This window comes from Pseudomonas sp. SWRI81, assembly GCF_014268545.1.
Taxonomy (GTDB): domain Bacteria; phylum Pseudomonadota; class Gammaproteobacteria; order Pseudomonadales; family Pseudomonadaceae; genus Aquipseudomonas; species Aquipseudomonas hamedanensis.
On sequence record NZ_JABWQS010000045.1, the window covers coordinates 26,108 to 48,404 of the forward strand.

The window sequence follows — 22,297 nt, forward strand, 5'->3', positions numbered from 1 at the left end:
GTGGTTTGCAGCTTCAGGAAAACGCCGTTGGCTATTCAGCCAGCGGCGTTTTTTTATGGCCGAACACAAAACCTGTGGCGAGGGGATTTAGCGAACCGTCGCACCGCCCCGTTGGGTTGCGAAGCAGCCCCAAATCCATACCGCTCGGTGTGTCAGGAATACCCGGCTCTCAGGGTTTACGACTGCTGCGCAGCCGGACGGGGATAAATCCCCTCGCCACAGGGTACCGGCAGACAACACCGAAACCGCCTCGTACAATGCCCGCTGCCCCGCAGGAGACTTCCATGACGCGTCCCGCCCCCGTCCGCAAACCCCGTGCCCGCAGTCAGGCGCGGATCGATTCGATACTCGATGCCGCGCGCACGCTGCTGGCCGCCGAGGGTGTGGCGAGCCTGTCGATCTACAGCGTCGCTGAGCGTGCGCAGATTCCGCCCTCTTCCGTGTATCACTTTTTCGCCAGCGTCCCGGCACTGCTCGAAGCGCTGACAGCGGATGTCCACGCGGCGTTTCGCGCGTGCCTGCAAGCGCCGATCGACCATGACGCGCTACGTGACTGGCGCGATCTGTCGCGGCTGGTGGAGCAGCGGATGTTGGAGATCTACGGCGAAGATGCGGCTGCGCGGCAACTGATCCTTGCGCAGCACGGACTGACCGAAGTGACCCAGGCTGACCGTCAGCACGACCTGGAACTGGGCGACCTGATGCACAAGCTGTTCGACCATCATTTCGAGCTGCCGAGGCTGCCGGACGATGTCGATGTGTTTGCCCTGGCGATGGAACTGGGCGACCGGGTTTATGCACGTTCGGTGCAGCAGCATGGGCAGATCACCCCGCGCATGGCCGAGGAAGGGATGCGGGTGTTTGATGCCTATATCAGCCTCTATCTTCCGCCCTATCTACCCAAAAGATCTTTAGTGATCTGACTGGCCTCATCGCTGGCAAGCCAGCTCCCACAAGGGATTTATGACCGACAAATAACTCTGTGGGAGCTGGCTTGCCAGCGATGGCCGCGCCGCCGATTTCAAGCCAGGCACAAAAAACCCCGAAGGGCTCACACCCCCCGGGGTTGTTTTTTGCTCACCGGCTTACAACTTGGCGATCGACACCTCGGTGGATTTCACAAAGGCGATCACTTCGCTGCCCACGACCAGTTCCAGTTCTTTCACTGAACGTGTGGTAATCACCGATGTGACGATGCCCGAAGCGGTCTGCACGTCGATTTCCGACAGCACGTCGCCGAGGACGATTTCCTTGATCGAGCCTTTGAACTGGTTGCGCACGTTGATGGCTTTGATAGTCATGGCGTTGATTCCTGTCGTTGTGGATAAGTGAGTCATTGCGCCCAACGCAATTGCGTAGGCAGGGGTGAAACGGGTTCCGGCGCCGGCGGTTCGCCGGGCAGGGACAGAACACGATTAAGCACTTCGGTTTCCAGCGCGGCGAGGCGATGCGAGCCACGGACCCGAGGGCGTGGCAGTTCGACGTGCAGATCGAGGCCGACCTCGCCGTCCTCGATCAGGATCACCCGATCGGCGATTGCCACCGCTTCGCTGACGTCGTGGGTCACCAGCAGCACGGTAAAACCGTGTTTCTGCCAGAGCCGTTCGATCAGCTGCTGCATCTCGATGCGGGTCAGTGCATCCAGCGCGCCGAGTGGTTCGTCGAGCAGCAGAAGACGCGGCTGATGGATCAGCGCACGAGCCAGCGCGACCCGCTGTTTCTGTCCGCCGGACAAGGCTGCCGGCCACTCATCGGCGCGATCCGCCAGACCCACCGCTTCCAGTGCATCCAGCGCTTGCTGACGCCAGTTGCCCTTGAGGCCGAGGCCGACGTTGTCGATGATCTTTTTCCACGGCAGCAGGCGCGCTTCCTGAAACATCAATCGCGTATCGTCCCGCGCCTGACTGAGCGGCGCGGAACCGGCGAGCAGGTCGCCGCCAGTCGGTTGATCGAGGCCGGCGAGCAAACGCAGAAACGTACTCTTGCCACAACCGCTGCGCCCGACCACGGCGACGAATTGCCCCGCCGGAATGTGCAGGTCGATGTCGCGTAGCACTTGGCGTGAGCCAAAGGTTTTCTGCAGGTTGCGCACGGCCAGCGGAATCCCGCGCAGCAGGCGCGGAGGTTGTTGAGCGGTCATGCTGCACCTCCCTTGGCAACCTGATAGGCCGGATGCCAGCGCAGCCACACGCGTTCAAGTCCACGGGCTGCAAGGTCGGCGAGCTTGCCGAGCACGGCGTAAAGCAGGATCGCCAGTACCACCACGTCGGTCTGCAAGAACTCGCGGGCGTTCATCGCCAGATAGCCGATGCCCGAGCTGGCCGAGATGGTTTCGGCGACGATCAGCGTCAGCCACATAAAGCCCAGGGCGAAGCGCACGCCGATCAGAATCGATGGCAGCGCGCCCGGCAGAATCACCTGCCAGAACAGGCTGAAACCGCTCAGGCCATAACTGCGCGCCATCTCCACCAGCGCCGGATCGACGTTGCGGATGCCGTGGTAAGTGTTGAGGTAAATCGGGAACAACGTACCCAGCGCCACCAGAAAAATCTTCGCCGACTCGTCGATGCCGAACCACAGAATCACCAGCGGAATCAGCGCCAGATGCGGCACGTTGCGGATCATCTGCACCGAGCTGTCGAGCAGGCGTTCACCCCACTTCGACAGACCCGTGATAAAACCCAGCACCAGGCCGATGCTGCCGCCGATGGTGAAACCCAGTGCCGCGCGCCAGCCGCTGATCGCCAGATGCGTCCAGATTTCGCCGCTGCGCACCAGACTGACACCGGCCTCGATCACCGCCACCGGCGCCGGCAGAATCCGTGTCGACAGCCAGCCCGCCGACACCGACAACTGCCACACCGCCAGCAGCAACACCGGCAACGCCCAAGGCGCGAGGCTGTGGATAAATTTCTTCATGGCCGCGCCTCAGCTCTGCGATGCGGCTTTGGGCAGGATGTCGTTGGCGACCATCTCGCCGAACGGGCTGACATAACCGGCGCTTTTCGGCAGGTCCGGGCGCTCGACGTCGAGGTGCGGAAACAGCAGTTCTGCCACACGATACGATTCTTCAAGGTGTGGATAACCGGAGAAGATGAAGGTGTCGATGCCCAGATCGGCGTATTCCTTGACCCGCGCCGCCACGGTCGGGCCATCGCCGACCAGTGCCGTGCCGGCGCCGCCGCGCACCAGACCGACACCGGCCCAGAGGTTGGGGCTGACTTCGAGATTATCGCGACTGCCGCCGTGCAGCGCGGCCATGCGTTGCTGGCCGACCGAATCGAAACGCGCCAGCGATGCCTGGGCACGCTTGATGGTGTCGTCGTCCAGATGGGAGATCAGCCGATCCGCCGCTTGCCAGGCTTCAGCGTTGGTTTCACGCACGATCACATGCAGACGAATGCCGAAACGCACGGTGCGCCCAAGCTTGGCGGCTTTGGCCCGCACTTGTGCGATCTTCTCGGCCACTGCGGCCGGCGGCTCCCCCCAGGTCAGGACCATTTCCACCTGCTCGGCCGCAAGATCCTGCGCCGCTTCCGATGAACCACCGAAGTACAGCGGCGGACGCGGTTGCTGAATCGGTGGATAAAGCAGCTTGGCACCTTTGACGCTGATGTGTTCGCCGTCGTAATCGACGGTTTCGCCTTCCAGCACGCGGCGCCAGATGCGGGTGAATTCCACCGAGGCCTGATAGCGCTCTTCATGGTTGAGGAACAGGCCGTCACCGGCCAGTTCTTCCGGATCGCCACCAGTGACCAGATTGAACAGCGCACGCCCGCCAGACAAACGATCGAGCGTCGCTGCCTGCCGTGCCGCGACCGTCGGGGAAATGATTCCCGGGCGCAGGGCGACAAGGAATTTCAAACGCTGGGTCACCGGAATCAGTGAGGCCGCGACCAGCCACGAGTCTTCGCAAGAACGCCCGGTGGGAATCAGCACACCGCCGAAGCCGAGACGATCCGCCGCTTGCGCGACCTGTTGCAAATAGCCGTGATCAACCGCGCGGGCGCCTTCGGCGGTACCGAGATAGTGGCCGTCGCCGTGGGTAGGCAGGAACCAGAAGATATTGAGGCTCATGGAGTGGTCTCCTTGGGGATTCGAATTACTGCGCACTAGCCACAGCGGCCGGTGGGGTCCAGATCACGTCCTTGATGCTCAACGGCTTGGGAATCAGCTTGAGCTGGAAGAACGTGTCAGCGATTTTCTGTTGCGCGGCGACCACTTCCGGGGTCAGGAACAGCGCACCGTAACCCTGGCGTTTCACCGAGGTCAGGGTGATGTCCGCCGGCAGGCCGAGCAGTGGCGCGACCTGTTGGGTCACGTCCTCAGGATTGGCTTTCGACCACTCGCCCACGGCGCGCACTTCTTCGACAAGGGTCTTGATCACCTCGGGATTTTTCTGCGCGTAAGGTTTGGTCGCGAGATAGAACTGGTGGTTGTCGACGATGCCTTTGCCGTCGCGCAGGGTGTGCGCTTGCAGTTGCTTCTCGGCGGCAGCCTGGTACGGATCCCAGATGACCCAGGCGTCGACACTACCGCGCTCGAACGCAGCGCGGGCGTCGGCCGGCGGCAGGAACACAGTCTGGATATCGGTGTATTTGAGGCCGGCGTCTTCCAGCGCGCGCACCAGCAAATAGTGGACGTTGGAGCCTTTGTTCAGGGCGACTTTCTTGCCCTTGAGATCGGCCACCGATTTGATCGGCGAGCCTTTCGGCACGAGGATCGCTTCGCTGTTCGGCGCCGGCGGTTCATAGGCGACGTAGAGCAGATCGGCACCGGCCGCTTGGGCGAACACGGGCGGCGTCTCGCCGGTCACGCCGAAGTCGATCGAGCCGACGTTGAGGCCTTCCAGCAATTGCGGGCCGCCGGGGAATTCAGTCCACTGCACGTCGACGCCTTGCGCGGCGAGGCGTTTTTCCAGGGTGCCTTTGGCTTTGAGCAGCACCAGGGTGCCGTACTTCTGATAACCGATCCGAAGCGTCTCGGCCTGGGCTTGAGTGATGGCGCCGAAGGACACAGCCGCAGCAAACAGAGCGACCAGACCACGACGCAAAAATACAGTGCGCATTGCGCTCTCCTTTTTGCTGTTGGGTTTTGGCTGCACCTGCTTGCCCGTTGGCGGGCGAGTAAGGCCAGTACTTCAAATTTCGGGTGGCTTAAATGCTCCAGCGAGCACTCAACAAACGTTCGTTCAGCAGGCCCGGCTCCAGCGGTTTCGGCCGGCGCGCCATGGCGCCGATGAACTGGTCCAGCGCCTCGTGCAACCGTTGCTCCAGTGCCGGCGCCAATTGCGCGGCGGCACTGCCTTCGCCGTAAGCGATCTGGCTGTCCTCGGCGAAAATGCCCTGAAGCATTTCCTGGGCCTTCAGCGCCGACAGCACAGGCTTGAGGGCGTAATCGACGACCAGCATGTGGGCGATGCTGCCACCGGTGGCCATCGGCAAGACAATCTTGTGGTTCAAGGCACGCTCGGGCAGCAGATCCAGCAGGGTTTTCAGCGCCCCGGAAAACGAGGCCTTGTACACCGGGGTAGCGATGAGCAGGCCGTCGGCGTTTTCGATCTGTTGCAGCAGGTCGAAGACCTTCGGGCTGTCGAAGCGGGCGTGGAGCAAGTCCTCGGCCGGGAAGTCCCGCACCTGATAACTCACCACTTCCACCCCTTGCTGTTGCAACCAGCGTTGCGAACGCTCCAGCAGCACCCCGGAGCGGGAGCGCAGGCTGGGGCTGCCACCGAGTGAGACGACCAGCATTGCAGATTCCTTTAAGCGTTACCGGCGATTCGCGGGCTGCGATCTCGCTTCATTGGGAGTGACCTTACCAGTTGATTTATATATCCATAAATCATATTTATTCATTTGATTATGCATTTAAGAGATATGCCGTTGAGCCGAATTCAGGCGAAAAAAAAGGCCGTCGAAACGGCCGAAATTCCCCTGCGTTGTGATTCTGGAATATCGGTTGCCTGGGCTGGCGCCTTCGCGAGCAGGCTCGCTCCCACATTGGAATGCGATCACCTGTGGGAGCGAGCCTGCTCGCGAAAGCGGCGGTGACTACACCGCAATCTTATTTGTTCGGTTGCGGCGTCAGGCGCAGGTACGGCTTCACCGCACGATAGCCTTTCGGGAAGCGCTGCCTGATTTCTTCCTCATCCTTGAGCGACGGCACGATCACCACCTCTTCACCGTCCTGCCAATTGGCTGGCGTGGCCACTTTGTAGTTGTCGGTGAGTTGCAACGAGTCGATCACCCGCAGGATCTCGTGGAAATTGCGCCCGGTGCTCGCCGGGTAGGTGATGGTCAGGCGGATCTTCTTGTTCGGGTCGATGACAAACAGCGAACGCACGGTCAGGGTGTCATTGGCGTTCGGGTGGATCAGGTCGTACAGATCAGAAACCTTGCGATCGGCATCGGCCAGGATCGGAAAGTTGACGACGGTGTTCTGGGTTTCGTTGATGTCTTCGATCCACTTGTGGTGCGAGTCCACCGGGTCCACCGACAGCGCAATGGCCTTTACGCCACGCTTGTTGAACTCATCCTTGAGCTTGGCAGTGAAGCCCAGCTCGGTGGTGCACACCGGGGTGAAATCCGCCGGGTGGGAAAACAGCACGCCCCAGCTATCGCCCAGCCATTCGTGGAAACGAATCTTGCCGGCGCTGGAGTCTTGTTCGAAATCGGGGGCGATGTCGCCGAGTCTGAGGCTCATGATGCTGCTCCTGATGAGGGTTGGGAGACAACAACTGTAGCTCGGGATCAATCAGCGTGAAAAAGAATAAATAACTAGATATCTAGATCATTACAGAATATTAAACATCTGTTCATTGGACACCGGCCAGCATCGCGACGAACATCGGTCGCAAGGTTCGAGAAGGCCTTGAGTTGCAGCAAAGAGGGAATCGAGAAGGGCTTACGGGGGTGAGCCTGACTCGAAACACAAAAGCCCCGTCCGGCGCGATGCCGGACGGGGCTTTTTTTTGCTTCAGTGACTTGAGCGCGCTATTACAGCAGCGGGATCGAGTAGCTGACGATCAGGCGGTTTTCGTCCTGGTCGCGTTGACCCGGAATGTCGTTGCGCCAAGTAGCGTTTTTCCACATTACGCCGACGTTTTTCAGCGGGCCTTCAGGCACGACGTAAGCAACGGTCAGGTCACGTTCCCACTCGGAACGGCCATTGCCACTTTCACGACCGTTGGACCCGACGGTATCGATATTGTCGCCTCGCAGGTAAACCATACCGGCAGTCAGGCCTGGCACGCCGACTTTTGCGAAGTCATACGAGTAGCGAGCTTGCCATGTACGCTCACCGGCGCGGTTGAACTTCTGGATCTGCATATCGGTAATGGTGTAGTTCGACGAACCGTCACCCTGGTTCAGCCAAGGGAAGTCGCTGCTGCCATTGGAAACCTGATAACCACCACCGAAGGTGTGACCCGCAACGGTGTACAGGAAGAGGCCGCTGTACAGGTTGTTGTCGACCTTGCCACGGCCACTGGCGGAGCCCGTGTAATTCCCGCTGCTGTAGTAAGCAGGTGTATTGCTGTTGGCGCCGTCATCAGAGCTGTTGAAGTAACGGAAGTCAGACTTCAGCACGCCCGGACCGATGGCCCAGTTATGAACCAAGCCCAGGAAGTGTTGCTTATAGAAGTCTTCCAGATTGCCGTAGTAATACTGCGCGGTCAGGTCTTTGGTGATTTTGTAATCGCCACCTGCATAGATGAACTTGTTGCTATCCCGACCCGAGATGGTTGGACTATTGGCACCGCCGATAGACAGTTGTTCCTGGTTGCTCGAATTCCGACCTTTGACGGATTCAATCTGGCCACCGACCAGAGTCAGGTCCTTGATGTCACCCGAAGTAATCTGACCGCCCTGCCAGGTTTGCGGCACCAGACGACCGTCGTTGGTTACGATGACTGGGTTCTTCGGCTGCAGGGTACCCAGCTTCAGTTCAGTCTGAGAGATCTTGGCTTTGGCAGTCAGGCCCAGGCTGGAGAAGTTATCAACTGCTTCGCCGTTGGACTTGCTTGGAAAAACAGTGCCCCCATACGAGGTGGCCGTTGCGCCGTTGGTGCCGCCACCCGAATCCAGCTTGATGCCCAACAGACCAATGGCGTCGATACCGAAACCAACGGTGCCTTGGGTGTAACCGGATATGAAGCGCAGGTCGAATGCCTGACCCCACTCTTCGTTTTTGCTCTGCACGCCGGCCGCAGTTTTGGCTGCACTGTCACGGTTATCGTTGTTGATGTAGAAGTTGCGCAGACCCAGAGTAGCCTTGCTGTCTTCGATGAAACCGGCGGCGCCTGCCTGCTGCGCCATAACCCCAACGGCCACGGCCAGGGCCAAGGTGGACTTGTTCATGTATCGCTCCTCTCGTTTCTAATTCTTGTGTTCCTGGTTCGGGGTCGATTTGCCCTGAATCCTAAGATGCGCGATTAGCGCCAGACCGTGACTGACAAGTCAATCGTAACCTTGTGTGTCTACGACCATCGTCTAATCGCAAGTGATTTGGTCCCTGCAGAGTAATGACGTCCTGATAAACCGAAAAAGAATTTATTCATTCCTTTTCATACCATTCGGATATATGGCCCATTAATGGCCATCTGCACCGGGAGACAGCGTATCGGCGCCTAAGCTCATTCCTAAATGGTATTTGTTGACCTTTTTTTAGATCGATTAGCTTTGGCGTTCTCCCAACACGTCAAATCCCATCGAAAAGGCGACGCATCATGGCGAAACGCGCACTATCAAGTCAATTTGTTACAGTTTGTGTATCGGTGCTGATTTCTTTTTCAACACAAGCCGCCGGTCTGACGGTGGGTTATCAGACCGGTATCGATCCGAGCAAGGTGCCACAGGCTGACGGCGTCTATGAAAAAACCATTGGCGAGAACATCGACTGGCGCCGTTTCAACAGCGGCCCGGAAGTTGTGACAGCCATTGCTTCCGGCGATGTGCAGATTGGCAATCTCGGCTCCAGCCCCTTGGCTGCGGCGGCCTCGCGCAATCTGCCGATCGTGGCGTTCATCGTCTCGGCGCAGATCAATGCCGCTGAGGCTTTGGTGGTGCGCAACGGCAGCGGCATCGACAAGCCGCAGGACCTGATCGGCAAGACCATCGCCACGCCGTTCGTGTCCACATCCCACTACAGTCTGCTCGGCGCACTGAAGCACTGGGGCCTGAACACGTCGCAAGTCAAAGTGGTAAACCTGCAACCCGCTGAGATCGCTGCGGCATGGAAGCGTGGCGATATTGACGGGGCGTTTGTCTGGTCACCAGCGCTGGGTGAGATCCGCAAGACCGGCAAGACCCTGACCGATGCCGCACAAGTCGGCCAGTGGGGCGCGCCGACTTTCGAGATGTGGGTCGCGCGCAAGGATTTTGCCGAGCAGCATCCCGACGTGGTGGCAAAATTCGCCAAGGTCACGCTGGATTCGTTCGCTGATTACGCGGCGCATAAAGACAGCTGGACGGCCGACTCGGTGCCGGTACAGAAAATCGCCAAACTGACCGGTGCCAATGCCGCCGATGTGCCGGAATTGCTCGCCGGCTCTACCTTCCCCGACGCCAAGGCGCAGCAAACCACGGCGCTGCTGGAGGGTGGTACGGCGAAGGCGATTGCTGAAACGGCGAAATTCCTGAAGGAACAGGGCAAGGTCGAGACGGTGCTGCCGGATTACTCGCCGTACGTCAGCGCGAAATTCATCACTGACTGAAATGCAAAACACTGTGGCGAGGGGATTTATCCCCGCTGGGTCGCGTAGCGGCCCCCTATGTTTTCACTTGGAAACGCAAGGGGACTGCTGCGCAGGCCAGCGGGGATAAATCCCCTCGCCACAGGAGACCTCGCTGTTTTCAGAGGGTCTTTTCGAAGATTTTCGAGTTGCGCTGGTAGTTGTACAGCGAAGCCCGCGCCGCTGGCAGGCGTTCGACGCTGCTCGGCTCGAAGCCGCGCTCGCGGAACCAGTGCGCCGTGCGTGTAGTAAGCACGAACAACGTCTTCAAGCCCTGCGCCCGCGCCCGTGTCTCGATACGTTCGAGCAATTCATCGCCGCGACCACCGTGGCGGTATTCCGGGTTCACCGCCAGACACGCCAGTTCGCCGGCGTCGGAATCGGCAATCTGATACAGCGCCGCACAGGCGATGATCATCCCTTCGCGCTCAACCACACTGAACTGTTCGATCTCGCGCTCCAGCACTTCACGCGAGCGGCGCACCAGAATCCCCTGCTCTTCCAGCGGGCTGATCAGGTCGAGCAAACCACCGACGTCCTCAATCGCCGCCTCGCGCACCAATTCGAACTGCTCTTGCGCCACCAGCGTGCCGCCACCGTCACGGGTGAACAGCTCGGTCAGCAGCGCGCCGTCTTCGGCGTAACTGACGATATGACTGCGCGCAACGCCACCACGGCAGGCTTCAGCGGCGGCATCGAGCAACTCCGCCTGATAATTGCTCATGCCCAGACGCTGCAAATGCGCCGGCACCTGTTGCGGACGCAGCTCGCGCACCAGTTTGCCGTTTTCGTCGATCAGGCCGAGTTCGGCACCGAACAGCAGCAGTTTATCGGCGCCCAGATCAATGGCTGCACGCGTGGCGACGTCTTCGCAGGCCAGGTTGAAGATCTCCCCGGTCGGCGAATAGCCCAGCGGCGACAGCAACACGATCGAACGCTCATCAAGCAGGCGGTTGATACCCTTGCGATCGACCCGACGCACTTCGCCGGTGTGGTGATAGTCGACACCTTCCAGCACGCCGATCGGCCGCGCCGTGACGAGGTTGCCGCTGGCCACGCGCAGTCGCGAGCCCTGCATTGGCGACGAAGCCATGTCCATCGACAGGCGGGCTTCGATGGCGATGCGCAACTGGCCGACCGCATCGATCACGCATTCCAGGGTGGCGGCATCGGTGATGCGCATGCCGTGATGGTAATGCGGGGTCAGGCCGCGTGCGGCGAGGCGCGTTTCAATCTGCGGGCGCGAACCGTGCACCAGCACCAGGCGCACGCCAAGGCTGTGCAGCAAGACCAGGTCGTGGACGATGTTGCCGAAATTCGGATGCTCGACGCCGTCGCCGGGCAGCATGACGACGAAGGTGCAATCGCGGTGGGCATTGATATAAGGAGACGCGTGGCGAAGCCAATTGACGTATTCGGGCATGAACCTGGGCCTGTAAATAAGTAGCAGCCGAAAAAAGGGGCGAAACGAAAAACGCACAGCGGGCTGATGGTTATCGTCGGAACAGGCTTGGCGACACGCGCGCTCTCCTCATGAATACGGGTTGGGGTGCAGGCAATTTACCGGGTTCGGTCAGACAAAACACAACTCCCCTGTAGGAGTGAGCCTGCTCGCGATAGCGGAATTTCAGTCAATATCTTCGGTGACTGACTCACCGCTATCGCGAGCAGGCTCACTCCTACAGGTACAGCATTCATTCACACAAGTTTGTCCGGGCTCAGGCAGTAATGTTCAATCAACTGCCGAATCAGATGCACGGTAGGCTGCAAACGTGACATTTCAAGGTATTCGCCGGGCTGATGCGCACAAGCGATATCGCCCGGGCCGAGCACGATGGTTTCGCAACCAAGGCGCTGAAGATAAGGCGCTTCGGTGCCGAACGCCACTGCTTCGGCACGATGACCGGTAAGCTTTTCGGCAACGCGCACCAGTTCGGCGTCTTGCGCCTGCTCGAACGGCGGCACTTCCGGGAACAACGGCTTGTAGTCGATCTTCACTTTATGCCGTTCGGCCACTGGATTGAGCTTGCGCAGGATTTCCGCGCGCAGCACGCTCGGGTCCATGCCCGGCAGCGGGCGCAAGTCGAACTCCAGCGAGCACTGGCCGCAGATGCGGTTGGGGTTATCGCCGCCATGGATGCAGCCGAAGTTCATCGTCGGTTGCGGCACGCTGAATTGCGCGTTGTTGAACTCACGCTGCCACAACAGGCGCAAACCGCGCAGTTCGCCGATCGCATCGTGCATGGCTTCGAGCGCACTGTGGCCCAGACGCGGGTCCGAGGAATGGCCGCTCTGCCCAAGGATGTCGATGCGCTCCATCATGATGCCTTTGTGCATGCGGATCGGTTTGAGCCCGGTGGGCTCGCCGATCACCGCCGCGCGGCCCAGCGGTTGCCCGGCTTCGGCCAGTGCGCGGGCACCGGACATCGAGCTTTCTTCGTCGCAAGTGGCGAGGATCAGCAGCGGTTGCTTGAACGGTTGATCGATCAGCGGTTGCACGGCTTCGATGACCAGCGCAAAGAAGCCCTTCATGTCGCAACTGCCCAGACCGACCCAGCGACCGTCGACTTCAGTGAGCTTCAGCGGGTCGGTCTGCCATAAAGCATCGTCATACGGCACCGTGTCGCTGTGTCCGGCCAGCACCAGCCCGCCGGGACCGCTGCCGAAACTGGCGAGCAGATTGAATTTGCCGGGGCTGACCTGGCGGATATCGCAGTTGAAACCCAGCTCGCCCAGCCACCCGGCGAGCAGATCGATCACCGCCCGATTGGACTGGTCGAGGCTCGGTTGGGTACAGCTGACCGATGGCGTGGCAATCAGCGCCGCGAACTGGTCTTGCATGGACGGCAAAGGCATCGCTGACTCCAACTCCCGATTTGAGGTCCATCATAGAACCATCCGGCGCTCGGAATAAACCGCCGCAGGGCGTAGGAAGTTTGAGTCCTGTACACTGCACGGCCTTGGCAGCCACACATTCCCCCGGCTGCGCTCCCGATCCTGGATTTTCCGGCCATGCAAAAAGAAACCGAAATCAAACTCCGCGTCAGCCGCGAAACCCTCGCCGCCCTGCGCGAGCACCCGCTCCTGAAAAAACGCAACAAAAGTGGCTGGGAACGCCGTGAGTTGATGAACCAGTACTTCGACACTCCCGAGCGCGACCTGGCCCAGGCCAAAGTTGCCCTGCGCCTGCGCAAAGACGGTGACGAAGTGATTCAGACCCTCAAGACCCGTGGCCACAGCGTCGCCGGTTTGTCCGAGCGAAACGAGTACGACTGGAAACTTGCCAAAGCCAAACTCGACGTGAAGAAACTCGACGGCGAATGCTGGCCCGAGTCGCTGGCCGAGCTGGACAAGAAAACCCTCAAGCCGATCTTCACCACCGATTTCGTCCGCGAGCGCGCCGAAATCGCCTGGGGCCGTGGCAAGACCAAAGTGGTCATCGAAGCCGCGCTGGATCTGGGTCACGTCGTGGTCGGCAAGCAGAAAGAAGAAATCTGCGAGCTGGAACTGGAACTGCGCGAAGGCGAGCCGGCCGCGCTGCTGGAGCTGGCCGCTGAACTGGCCGAAACCCTGGCGTTGATGCCGTGTGACATCAGCAAGGCCGAGCGCGGTTATCGTCTGCACGACGCCAACAGCTATTCGCTGAGCCTGCCGGCGCCAGAGCTGACGCCGGAAACCCAACTGGACGACGCCTTCGCCGCGCTGAGCTGGCACTTGCTCGGCAGCAGCCAGCGCCTGGCCGAACAGTATCGCTTCAACGGCCACTGGCGCCTGCTGCTGGACTGGGTCGAGAACCTTGCCGAAATGCGCGCCCTGCTGAGCAGCCTCGGCCAGGCGGCGCCGCGTCAGTCGACCCACGATCTGCGCGTGGCCCTTGATGCCTTGCTGGAAGACTGGCGCCCGCTGGTGCAGGTCGGCATCGAAGACGAAGACGTGCGCAAAGCCGCGCCGGAGCAGTTCCTCGAAGAACTCGAAGGCCCGCGCTGGGGGCAGTTCTCACTGAACGCTTCGCGCTGGTTGCTGGCCCGCACCTGGACCGTCGACCGTAACGTGCGCGGCAACCGCCAGGGTGGCGCGCAGTTGCACAGCTGGTTGCCGCGCCTGCTGGGCGAAGAAGCCACGGCCCTGCAGTTGCAGCGTTATCAGCAGCAGCCGGAAGATCTGGCTGAGCAACTGCCGCGTATCGAGCGCATTCAGGTCTGGCTGCACCATGCGCGCAATGTGCTGGACATCCCGGAAATGGATCGGCTGTACGGCGAACTGAACAAGCTGGCGCAATTGGCCAACGAGCCGACCATCACCGACGAACTGCTCGATGCGCGCAAGCAGCAGGCGATTGCGGTGTACCAGAACCGCGCGTGGAAAATGCTCCTGCGCATGTGACCCCCCTGTGGCGAGGGGATTCATCCCCGCTGGGTCGCGAAGCGGCCCCGCTCTTAAAAAAGCGGGGACTGCTGCGCAGCCCAGCGGGGATGAATCCCCTCGCCACACAGGCCATCCGCGCTACACGGGCAGGCTGGTGGTGGACTTGATCTCCGACAGCGCCACAATCGAGTTCACTTCCTGGATCCCCGGCACCAGCGACAGTTTTTCGAAGAAGAAGCGCTCGTACGCCTCGATGTCCGCCGCGACAATGCGCAACAGAAAATCCACCGCGCCCATCAGCACATAACACTCCAGCACTTCCGGAAAGCCGCGAATCGCCTCGGTGAATTCAGTGAAATTCGAGCGGCCATGGGCGTTGAGTTTGATCTCGGCGAAAATCTGCGTATTCAGGCCGATCTTCTTGCGATCAAGCAACGTCACCTGACCGCGAATGATGCCCTCCTCTTTCATACGCTGAATCCGCCGCCAGCACGGCGACTGCGACAGGCCCACCTGCTCGGCGATCTGCGCGCTCGACAGCGAAGCGTCTTCCTGTAACAAGGCGAGGATCTTGCGGTCGTAAGCATCCAGATCGCTGTGCATAAAAAAACCTCGAAAGTCAGCTACTGCGAATTATCCAGTTCGATATATCGCCAATAGCGTCGATCATAGCCAAGAAATACCCCGCACCGAATGTAAAAATTCCTCCAGTGATTTTGGAGACTCGCCATGCCGCACCTTGAAGCCGTGAACAGCACACCGACTCGCGCCGATGTCTGGAATATCAATAACGCACACTGCCTGGCGCAGTACCGGATTCTCGCCGAGGCCGAGCCGGATCTGCTGGTGCGGGTGCTGAATCTGTTTGCGCTGCAATGCCTGACGCCGGAGCAGGTGAGCGTGCAGCGGCGCGACGATCTGCTGTCGATCGACCTGATCATGAGCGGCCTGAGCTGGCATCGCGCGCAAGTGATCGCGGAAAAACTTCGTAACCTGATCAGCGTCTGCTCGGTGAATCTGCACAACACCGACGCGGCGTGGGATGCGCCAGCGCAGGCCGCCGGCTGACAAATCCGGCAACGGCTTCGTCGGGTAGTGGCCCAACGGTCAGCAGGGCCACGACTATCCTTTTGTGCATGACGCTCAAAAAGGAAAGCCGCATGTCCGTTCAATTTGTCACTCAGGACCGCTGGCTGGACCTCAACGAGGTATTACGTGAACTGGTCGCCCAAGGCTTCATTTGCCAGGACTCGGCGGAACAGGCGCTCAATGCCCGCCGTCGCCACGCTGCGCACGGCCAGATGCATCCACTGGAATTCATCGCCAGTCAGCAGCTCGACGACCTCAGCCGCCCGGGCAAACACCTTGACCTGGAGAGCCTGACCCTGTGGCTGGCACAACAGGCCGGCCAGCCGTACTTGCGCATCGACCCGCTGAAAATCAACGTCGCGGCGATCACGCCGCTGATGTCGTATGCCTTCGCCCAGCGCCACCGGATTCTCGCCGTCGCCGTAGATCGCGATTCGGTGACCGTGGCCAGCGCCCAGCCTTATGTCAACGGTTGGGAGGCCGATCTGACCCACGTGCTGAAGCTGCCGATCAAACGGGTCGTGGCCAACCCGGTGGATATCCAGCGTTTCAGTGTCGAATTCTTTCGTCTGGCCAAATCGGTCAGCGGCGCCAGCAATGCCGATGCTCAGGGCAGCAACCTCGGCAACTTCGAACAGTTGCTCAACCTCGGCGCCAGTGATCAGGAGCCGGACGCCAACGACGCGCACATCGTCAACATCGTCGACTGGCTGTTCCAGTACGCCTTCCAGCAGCGCGCCAGCGATATCCACATCGAACCGCGCCGCGAGCATGGCACCGTGCGCTTTCGCATCGACGGCGTGCTGCACAACGTTTACCAATTTCCGCCGCAGGTGACCATGGCGATCGTCAGCCGCCTGAAGAGCCTCGGCCGCATGAATGTCGCGGAAAAGCGCAAACCCCAGGACGGCCGGGTCAAGACCAAGACCCCGGATGGCGGCGAAGTCGAGCTGCGTCTATCAACGTTGCCAACGGCATTCGGCGAAAAAATGGTCATGCGGATTTTCGACCCCGAAGTGCTACTGAAGAATTTTGACCAACTGGGCTTCAGCGCCGATGACCTGCGCCGCTGGCAGGACATGACCCGCCAGCCCAACGGCATCATTCTGGTCACCGGGCCAACCGGCTCGGGCAAGACCACCACGCTGTACACCACGCTGAAAAAACTGGCGACGCCGGAGGTCAACCTTTGCACCATCGAAGACCCGATCGAGATGGTCGAGCCGGCCTTCAACCAGATGCAGGTGCAACACAACATCGACCTGAGCTTCGCCGCGGGGGTGCGTGCGCTGATGCGACAGGACCCGGACATCATCATGATCGGCGAGATCCGCGACCTGGAAACCGCTGAAATGGCGATTCAGGCCGCGTTGACCGGGCACCTGGTGTTGTCGACCCTGCACACCAACGATGCACCCAGCGCCATCAGCCGCCTCCTCGAACTCGGCGTGCCGCATTACCTGATCAAGGCCACCGTGCTTGGGGTCATGGCCCAACGGCTGGTGCGTACCCTGTGCCCGCACTGCAAGGCGCCGCTGACGCTTGAGGATGAAGACTGGCAAACGCTGACGCGGCCCTGGCAGGCGCCGCTGCCGAGCAATGCGCAGCGGGCGATCGGTTGCCTGGAGTGCCGCGATACCGGTTATCGCGGACGCGCCGGGGTCTACGAAATCATGCAATTGAGCGACAGCCTCAAGGCCTTTATCACCCCGGACACCGACCTCACGGCAATCCGCCGCCAGGCCTTCAAGGAAGGCATGCGCAGTCTGCGCCTGTCCGGCGCGCAGAAAGTCGCGGCGGGACTGACCACGGTAGAAGAAGTGCTGCGGGTGACGCCGCAAAGTGAGTTGAAATAAGTCGGCACGGAACTGGATCGGGGGTTGGCAATCCAACGCCGTAGTTAATCCCCAGGAGTCATCTCATCATGCGTCTCAAAGTTGCTGTCGCCACCCTGGCCCTGCTCTCGCTTCCCGTTGGTTCGGCCATGGCTGACAGCTTTTGGCGTAACGTCATTTCTTCCGGTGCCACAACCGGCTCGACTTACCTGACCTTCAAGGATCACAAACTGATCGTCGCCGCTCAGGATGATGCCGGCAGCTTCGTTGCCAGTGACGGCGGCATTCGCGGCCCGTATCTGGAAGCGGCGATGCAGAAAGTCCGCGCCGACAACCCGGGCCTGCAGGCATCGGACATGGAATTGGCGAACGCGATTCTGGCGAAGAACGCGGTGGCGTCCGAATAAGCTTCGCGCACATGCAAATGCCGCTCGATCGAGCGGCATTTTTTGCGCGGATTTCAAATTCAACACAAAACCCTTGTAGGAGTGAGCCTGCTCGCGATAGCGGTTAATCTGTCGCCTAAAATATAACTGCCAGACCGCTATCGCGAGCAGGCTCACTCCTGCATTGGATTTGCGTCACCCACAAAAAAGCCCCGACGAGTCGGGGCCTTGGGCATTGCCAGCGAATTACTCGCCGATGGCAGCCTTGTAGGCGCCGGCATCCAGCAGCTTGTCCAGTTCGGCCTTGTCGCTTGGCTTGAGCTTGAAGATCCACGCGCCGTACGGATCGGAGTTCAACAGCTCCGGCGAGCCGCCCAGCTCTTCGTTGATCGCGATGACTTCACCGCTGACCGGGGCATAGATGTCAGACGCGGCCTTCACCGACTCGACCACGCCGGATTGGTCGCCAGCAGCAAACACCTTGCCCACTTCGGTCAGTTCGACGAACACCACATCGCCCAGCGCTTCTTGCGCGTGATCGCTGATGCCCACGGTGACGGTGCCGTCGGTTTCCAGGCGTGCCCATTCATGACTTTCGGCGAAACGCAGTTCGGCAGGGATATCGCTCATCTTTGGTGTCCTCAGCAATCAGGTCAGCGGTCAGGCCCGCCGGGAAAGGTTAGATCAAGGTTTTGCCATGGCGCACGAAGGTCGGTTTGACCACTCGCACCGGGTACCACTTGCCACGAATTTCCACTTCGGCGCGGTCGGCAGTTGCCATCGGAACACGCGCCAGGGCAATCGATTTGCTTAGCGTAGGAGAGAAACTACCACTGGTGATCTCCCCTTCGCCAACATCCGCGATGCGAACAACTTGATGAGCGCGCAAAACGCCGCGTTCTTCCAGCACCAGACCGACCAGTTTGTGCGCCACGCCAGCGGCTTTTTCCGCCTCCAGGGCGGTGCGGCCAATGAACTGGCGCGAGGCCGGTTCCCAGGCGATGCTCCAGGCCATGTTCGAGGCCAGTGGCGAGACGTCCTGATGAATGTCCTGACCGTAGAGGTTCATTCCGGCTTCAACCCGCAGGGTGTCGCGGGCACCGAGGCCGATCGGGGAAATACCGGCACCGACCAGATCGTTGAAGAAGCCCGGCGCCTGGTCCGCCGGCAGCGCGATTTCCAGGCCGTCCTCACCGGTGTAACCGGTGCGGGCGATAAACCAGTCACCGTCGGTGTGGCCTTCAAAAGGTTTGAGTTGCTGGATCAGCGCGGCACGCGACTGGCTCACCAGTTCGGCGATCTTGTGCCGGGCTTGCGGGCCCTGAATGGCGAGCATGGCCAGTTCGGTGCGCTCATGCAGTTGCACGTCGTACTCGCCGAGCTGCGCGTTCATCCACGCCAGATCCTGATCGCGGGTCGAGGCGTTGAACACCAGCCGGTACGCCTCATCGAGACGGTAGACGATCATGTCGTCGACGATGCCGCCGCGCTCGTTGAGCATGGTGCTGTACAACGCCCGGCCGGGACTGTGCAGGCGCTCGACATCATTGGCCAGCAAATGCTGGAGCCAGGCCTTGGCCTGGTGGCCGCAAACATCGATCACAGTCATGTGGGATACATCGAACACCCCGCAATCACGGCGCACCTCGTGGTGTTCCTCGACCTGCGAGCCGTAATGCAGTGGCATGTCCCAACCGCCAAAATCGACCATCTTCGCACCAAGCGCGAGGTGCAGGTCATACAGAGGCGTACGCTGTCCCATGGGTTTCTCCTTCCGGGCGTGGCGAAGGTGCGGACTGCCGCTGCACGGGCGAAAGCCTTGAATTACAGGCTTTGAGCCGATCCCAGCGAACAGGTCCGTCAGACGAACCGCACCGAATGCCGCGCATTGTAGCCGCATGATTCAGGACTGACGACTAAGTGTTTCGGTGCGCCGAGCGGCGGATCAAACCGATGACCGGCAACAGGCCGACCAGAACCAGGGTCAGCGCTGGCAGCGACGCCCGGGCCCACTCCCCTTCACTGGTCATTTCAAAGATACGCACGGCCAGTGTGTCCCAGCCAAACGGGCGCATCAGCAGGGTCGCTGGCATTTCCTTGAGCACATCGACAAACACCAGCAATGCAGCGCTCAGCGTGCCGGGCAGCAACAACGGCAGATACACTTTGAAAAACAGTCGCGGCCCACTGACACCCAGACTGCGTGCCGCTTCGGGCAAAGACGGCCGTATGCGTGCCAGACTGCTTTCCAGCGGCCCGTACGCCACAGCAACGAAACGCACCAGATAGGCCATCAACAACGCCGCCAGACTGCCCAGCAGCAACGGTTTGCCCGCGCCGCCCAGCCAGGCGGAAAGCGGAATCACCAGCTCGCGGTCCAGATAACTGAACGCCAGCATGATCGACACCGCCAGCACCGAACCCGGCAAGGCGTAGCCAAGGTTGGCCAGGCCGACCCCGGAACCGATCGCACGGGTCGGTGCCAGCCGCCGCGCAAAGGCCAGCAGCAACGCCACGCTAACAGTAATCAACGCGGCCATCGCGCCCAGGTACAGGGTGTGCAGGATCAGTCCGGCATAGCGCTCGTCCAGATCGAAACGCCCGCGCTGCCAGAACCAGACGATCAGTTGCAGCACCGGGATGACGAAGGCACAGGCGAACACCAGACCGCACCAGCTCGTGGCCGCCAATGCCTTGACCCCGCGCAAGTGATACAGCGCCTTGACCCGGGGCCGCTCGTTACTCGCCCGGTTCGCCCCACGCGCCCGGCGTTCGCCGTACAGCACCAGCATCACCACCAACAGCAACAGACTGGCCAGTTGCGCGGCGCTGGGCAGGCTGAAGAAGCCGTACCAGGTTTTGTAGATCGCAGTGGTGAAAGTGTCGAAGTTGAATACCGACACCGCACCGAAATCGGCGAGGGTCTCCATCAGCGCCAGCGCCACACCGGCGCCAATCGCCGGGCGCGCCATCGGCAACGCCACGCGCCAGAACGCCTGCCAGGGCGATTGCCCAAGCACCCGCGCCGCTTCCATCAGGCCTTTGCCCTGGGCGAGGAATGCGGTGCGTGCCAGCAGGTAAACATAGGGATAAAAGACCAGCACCAGCACCACAATCACCCCGCCGGTCGAGCGTACCCGTGGCAGGCGCAGGCCCGCGCCGAACCCTTCGCGCAGCAGGGTCTGCACGGGGCCGGCGAAATCGAGCAGGCCGACAAAGACGAACGCCAATACATAAGCCGGAATGGCGAAAGGCAGCATCAGCGCCCAGTCCAGCCAGCGCCGACCGGGGAATTCGCAGAGGCTGGTGAGCCAGGCAAGGCTGACCCCAAGCAGGGTCACACCGACACCGACACCGACAATCAGCGTCAGGGTATTGCCGAGCAGACGCGGCATCTGGGTTTGCCACAGGTGCGACCAGATCTGCTGATCGATGGTCTGCCACGACAGCAGCAGGACACTCAGGGGCAACAGCACCAGCGCGGCGATGGTGAAGACTATGGGGTACCAGCGGCGTTGGGCGGGGTGGGCCAAAGAAACGATCTCGTTCAAATGATTGTGCCCACGCTCTGCGTGGGCACACATCCTGTGACGCTCCGCGTCACGCTTTCAGCGGCACGACGCAGAGCGTCGATGGATGCATTCCCACGCAGAGCGTGGGAACGATCAGTGTCGCGTGGCGCAGTATAAACGCTGGGTCAGTTCCAACCCGCCCGATCCATCATCCGGATCGCTTCAGCCTGACGCTTGCCCGCCACTTCCACCGGCAAGGTATCAGCGATGAACTTGCCCCACGCCGCCACTTCTTCGGAAGGTGCCACCGCCGGGTTGGCCGGGAATTCCTGGTTTACGTCAGCGAAGATTTTCTGCGCCTCGGGTGTGGTCATCCACTCGACCAGCGCCTTGGCCGCTTCCGGGTGCGGCGCATGCCTGGTCAGGCCGATGCCCGACAGGTTGACGTGCACGCCACGATCCGCCTGGTTCGGCCAGAACAGTTTCACCGGCAGGTCCGGCTTCTGCTTGTGCAGGCGACCGTAGTAGTAGGTGTTGACGATGCCGACATCACACTGCCCGGCGTTGATCGCCTCAAGCACCGCGACGTCGTCGGAGAACACGTCGGTGGATAGGTTATTGACCCAGCCCTTGAGAATCTTCTCGGTCTTCTCGGCGCCATGCACTTCGATCATGGTCGCGGTCAGCGACTGGTTGTAGACCTTCTTCGCGGTGCGCAGGCACAAGCGGCCTTCCCAGTTCTTGTCAGCCAGCGCTTCGTAAGTGGTCAGCTCGCCCGGCTTCACCCGTTGGGTCGAATAGGCGATGGTCCGCGCGCGCAGGCTCAGACCGGTCCAGGCGTGGCTGGAGGCGCGATATTGCAACGGGATATTGGCGTCGATGGTTTTCGAGGTGAACGGCTGCAGAATGCCCATTTGCTCGGCCTGCCAGAGGTTGCCGGCATCGACGGTGAGCAGCAGGTCGGCGGTAGCGTTCTCGCCTTCGGCCTTGATGCGCTGCATCAGCGGCGCTTCCTTGTCGGTGATGAACTTGATTTTCACCCCGGTCTTGGCGGTGTAGGCGTCGAAGACCGGTTTGATCAGTTCGTCGATACGCGAGGAATAAACCACCACCTCGTCGGCGGCCTGGGCCGTGGTGCTGCCGATCAGGGTCAAGGCCAGTGCAGTCAGAAGACGCTTGGGTGCCAACATGGGAGTGGTCTCTCGGTCGGGAATTGTGAGGCAAATGATAAGGACTCACATTTACCACCACAATCGAACACTTTTTGAAGGCGTTACCAGATGTTGCACAGGCTGAAATGTGCTGTGACTGGACTGGCGCCATCGCGAGCAGGCTCACTCCTACAGGGGAACGCATTCCAATTGTAGGAGTGAGCCTGCT

General features: G+C 60.7%; 21 protein-coding genes. 6 read left to right on the plus strand and 15 right to left on the minus strand.

Features of this window, described 5'->3' with window-relative positions:
* The first annotated feature begins 284 nt into the window (after window positions 1-284).
* A complete protein-coding gene (locus HU765_RS22455) occupies window positions 285-923 on the plus strand; it encodes a TetR/AcrR family transcriptional regulator (RefSeq protein ID WP_186623044.1) in 639 nt (212 codons plus the stop codon).
* A 162-nt stretch (window positions 924-1,085) separates the two neighbouring features.
* Here the strand turns inward: HU765_RS22455 and HU765_RS22460 are convergent, their stop codons facing one another.
* The 8 genes from HU765_RS22460 to HU765_RS22495 all read right to left on the minus strand — a co-directional run bounded on the left by HU765_RS22460 (window position 1,086) and on the right by HU765_RS22495 (window position 8,357).
* On the minus strand, window positions 1,086-1,301 hold the full coding sequence (locus HU765_RS22460) for a TOBE domain-containing protein (RefSeq protein WP_003229256.1): 216 nt from the start codon (window positions 1,299-1,301) through the stop codon (window positions 1,086-1,088).
* 32 nt (window positions 1,302-1,333) lie between these two features.
* Window positions 1,334-2,140: an aliphatic sulfonates ABC transporter ATP-binding protein gene (gene ssuB, locus HU765_RS22465; RefSeq protein WP_186623046.1), complete on the minus strand. Its 807-nt coding sequence runs from the start codon at window positions 2,138-2,140 to the stop codon at window positions 1,334-1,336.
* Window positions 2,137-2,919, minus strand: coding sequence for an aliphatic sulfonate ABC transporter permease SsuC (ssuC, locus tag HU765_RS22470; protein ID WP_186623048.1), 783 nt, complete (start codon window positions 2,917-2,919; stop codon window positions 2,137-2,139). The genes ssuB and ssuC overlap by 4 nt, the downstream gene beginning before the upstream one ends.
* 9 nt (window positions 2,920-2,928) lie before the next feature.
* Window positions 2,929-4,077, minus strand: a complete 1,149-nt coding sequence (gene ssuD, locus HU765_RS22475; protein WP_186623050.1) for an FMNH2-dependent alkanesulfonate monooxygenase — start codon at window positions 4,075-4,077, stop codon at window positions 2,929-2,931.
* A gap of 25 nt (window positions 4,078-4,102) precedes the next feature.
* Window positions 4,103-5,068 (minus strand): sulfonate ABC transporter substrate-binding protein, encoded by a 966-nt coding sequence (locus tag HU765_RS22480; RefSeq protein ID WP_186623052.1) that lies wholly within the window; start codon window positions 5,066-5,068, stop codon window positions 4,103-4,105.
* 88 nt (window positions 5,069-5,156) lie between these two features.
* On the minus strand, window positions 5,157-5,750 hold the full coding sequence (ssuE, locus tag HU765_RS22485; RefSeq protein ID WP_186623054.1) for an NADPH-dependent FMN reductase: 594 nt from the start codon (window positions 5,748-5,750) through the stop codon (window positions 5,157-5,159).
* A 313-nt stretch (window positions 5,751-6,063) separates the two neighbouring features.
* Window positions 6,064-6,702 (minus strand): peroxiredoxin, encoded by a 639-nt coding sequence (locus HU765_RS22490; RefSeq protein ID WP_186623056.1) that lies wholly within the window; start codon window positions 6,700-6,702, stop codon window positions 6,064-6,066.
* A gap of 293 nt (window positions 6,703-6,995) precedes the next feature.
* Window positions 6,996-8,357 carry an OprD family porin gene (locus tag HU765_RS22495; RefSeq protein WP_186623059.1) on the minus strand — a complete coding sequence of 454 codons (1,362 nt, stop codon included), beginning with the start codon at window positions 8,355-8,357 and terminating at the stop codon, window positions 6,996-6,998.
* A gap of 368 nt (window positions 8,358-8,725) precedes the next feature.
* Between HU765_RS22495 and tauA the strand changes: the two genes are divergently transcribed.
* On the plus strand, window positions 8,726-9,712 hold the full coding sequence (gene tauA, locus HU765_RS22500; protein ID WP_186623060.1) for a taurine ABC transporter substrate-binding protein: 987 nt from the start codon (window positions 8,726-8,728) through the stop codon (window positions 9,710-9,712).
* A gap of 139 nt (window positions 9,713-9,851) precedes the next feature.
* Here the strand turns inward: tauA and argA are convergent, their stop codons facing one another.
* Entirely contained in the window at window positions 9,852-11,153 is a 1,302-nt protein-coding gene (gene argA, locus HU765_RS22505; RefSeq protein ID WP_016772647.1) for an amino-acid N-acetyltransferase, read from the minus strand.
* 275 nt (window positions 11,154-11,428) lie between these two features.
* Window positions 11,429-12,586, minus strand: coding sequence for an acetylornithine deacetylase (argE, locus tag HU765_RS22510; protein WP_186623061.1), 1,158 nt, complete (start codon window positions 12,584-12,586; stop codon window positions 11,429-11,431).
* 156 nt (window positions 12,587-12,742) lie between these two features.
* Between argE and HU765_RS22515 the strand changes: the two genes are divergently transcribed.
* The gene (locus tag HU765_RS22515) at window positions 12,743-14,113 is read left to right on the plus strand and encodes a CYTH domain-containing protein (RefSeq protein WP_186623062.1); all 1,371 of its coding nucleotides are present in this window, start codon (window positions 12,743-12,745) and stop codon (window positions 14,111-14,113) included.
* Window positions 14,114-14,233: 120 nt separating this feature from the next.
* Here HU765_RS22515 and HU765_RS22520 read toward each other — a convergent pair whose 3' ends face one another.
* The gene (locus tag HU765_RS22520; protein WP_186549570.1) at window positions 14,234-14,698 is read right to left on the minus strand and encodes an Lrp/AsnC family transcriptional regulator; all 465 of its coding nucleotides are present in this window, start codon (window positions 14,696-14,698) and stop codon (window positions 14,234-14,236) included.
* Window positions 14,699-14,824: 126 nt separating this feature from the next.
* On the opposite strand from HU765_RS22520, the gene HU765_RS22525 reads away from it, so the two are divergent.
* The 3 genes from HU765_RS22525 to HU765_RS22535 all read left to right on the plus strand — a co-directional run bounded on the left by HU765_RS22525 (window position 14,825) and on the right by HU765_RS22535 (window position 17,426).
* A complete protein-coding gene (locus tag HU765_RS22525) occupies window positions 14,825-15,163 on the plus strand; it encodes a hypothetical protein (protein WP_186623063.1) in 339 nt (112 codons plus the stop codon).
* Window positions 15,164-15,255: 92 nt separating this feature from the next.
* On the plus strand, window positions 15,256-17,040 hold the full coding sequence (locus HU765_RS22530) for a GspE/PulE family protein (RefSeq protein ID WP_186549574.1): 1,785 nt from the start codon (window positions 15,256-15,258) through the stop codon (window positions 17,038-17,040).
* Window positions 17,041-17,105: 65 nt separating this feature from the next.
* A complete protein-coding gene (locus HU765_RS22535; RefSeq protein WP_186623071.1) occupies window positions 17,106-17,426 on the plus strand; it encodes a DUF2388 domain-containing protein in 321 nt (106 codons plus the stop codon).
* Window positions 17,427-17,651: 225 nt separating this feature from the next.
* Here HU765_RS22535 and gcvH read toward each other — a convergent pair whose 3' ends face one another.
* The 4 genes from gcvH to HU765_RS22555 form a co-directional block, all read right to left on the minus strand.
* Window positions 17,652-18,035: a glycine cleavage system protein GcvH gene (gene gcvH / locus HU765_RS22540; protein WP_186623064.1), complete on the minus strand. Its 384-nt coding sequence runs from the start codon at window positions 18,033-18,035 to the stop codon at window positions 17,652-17,654.
* 49 nt (window positions 18,036-18,084) lie between these two features.
* On the minus strand, window positions 18,085-19,167 hold the full coding sequence (gcvT, locus tag HU765_RS22545; RefSeq protein WP_186623065.1) for a glycine cleavage system aminomethyltransferase GcvT: 1,083 nt from the start codon (window positions 19,165-19,167) through the stop codon (window positions 18,085-18,087).
* Between the two features lie 154 nt (window positions 19,168-19,321).
* Complete coding sequence (locus HU765_RS22550; RefSeq protein ID WP_186623066.1) at window positions 19,322-20,938, minus strand: iron ABC transporter permease; 1,617 nt, start codon at window positions 20,936-20,938, stop codon at window positions 19,322-19,324.
* Between the two features lie 164 nt (window positions 20,939-21,102).
* On the minus strand, window positions 21,103-22,107 hold the full coding sequence (locus HU765_RS22555; RefSeq protein WP_186623068.1) for an extracellular solute-binding protein: 1,005 nt from the start codon (window positions 22,105-22,107) through the stop codon (window positions 21,103-21,105).
* Between the last annotated feature and the right edge of the window lie 190 nt (window positions 22,108-22,297).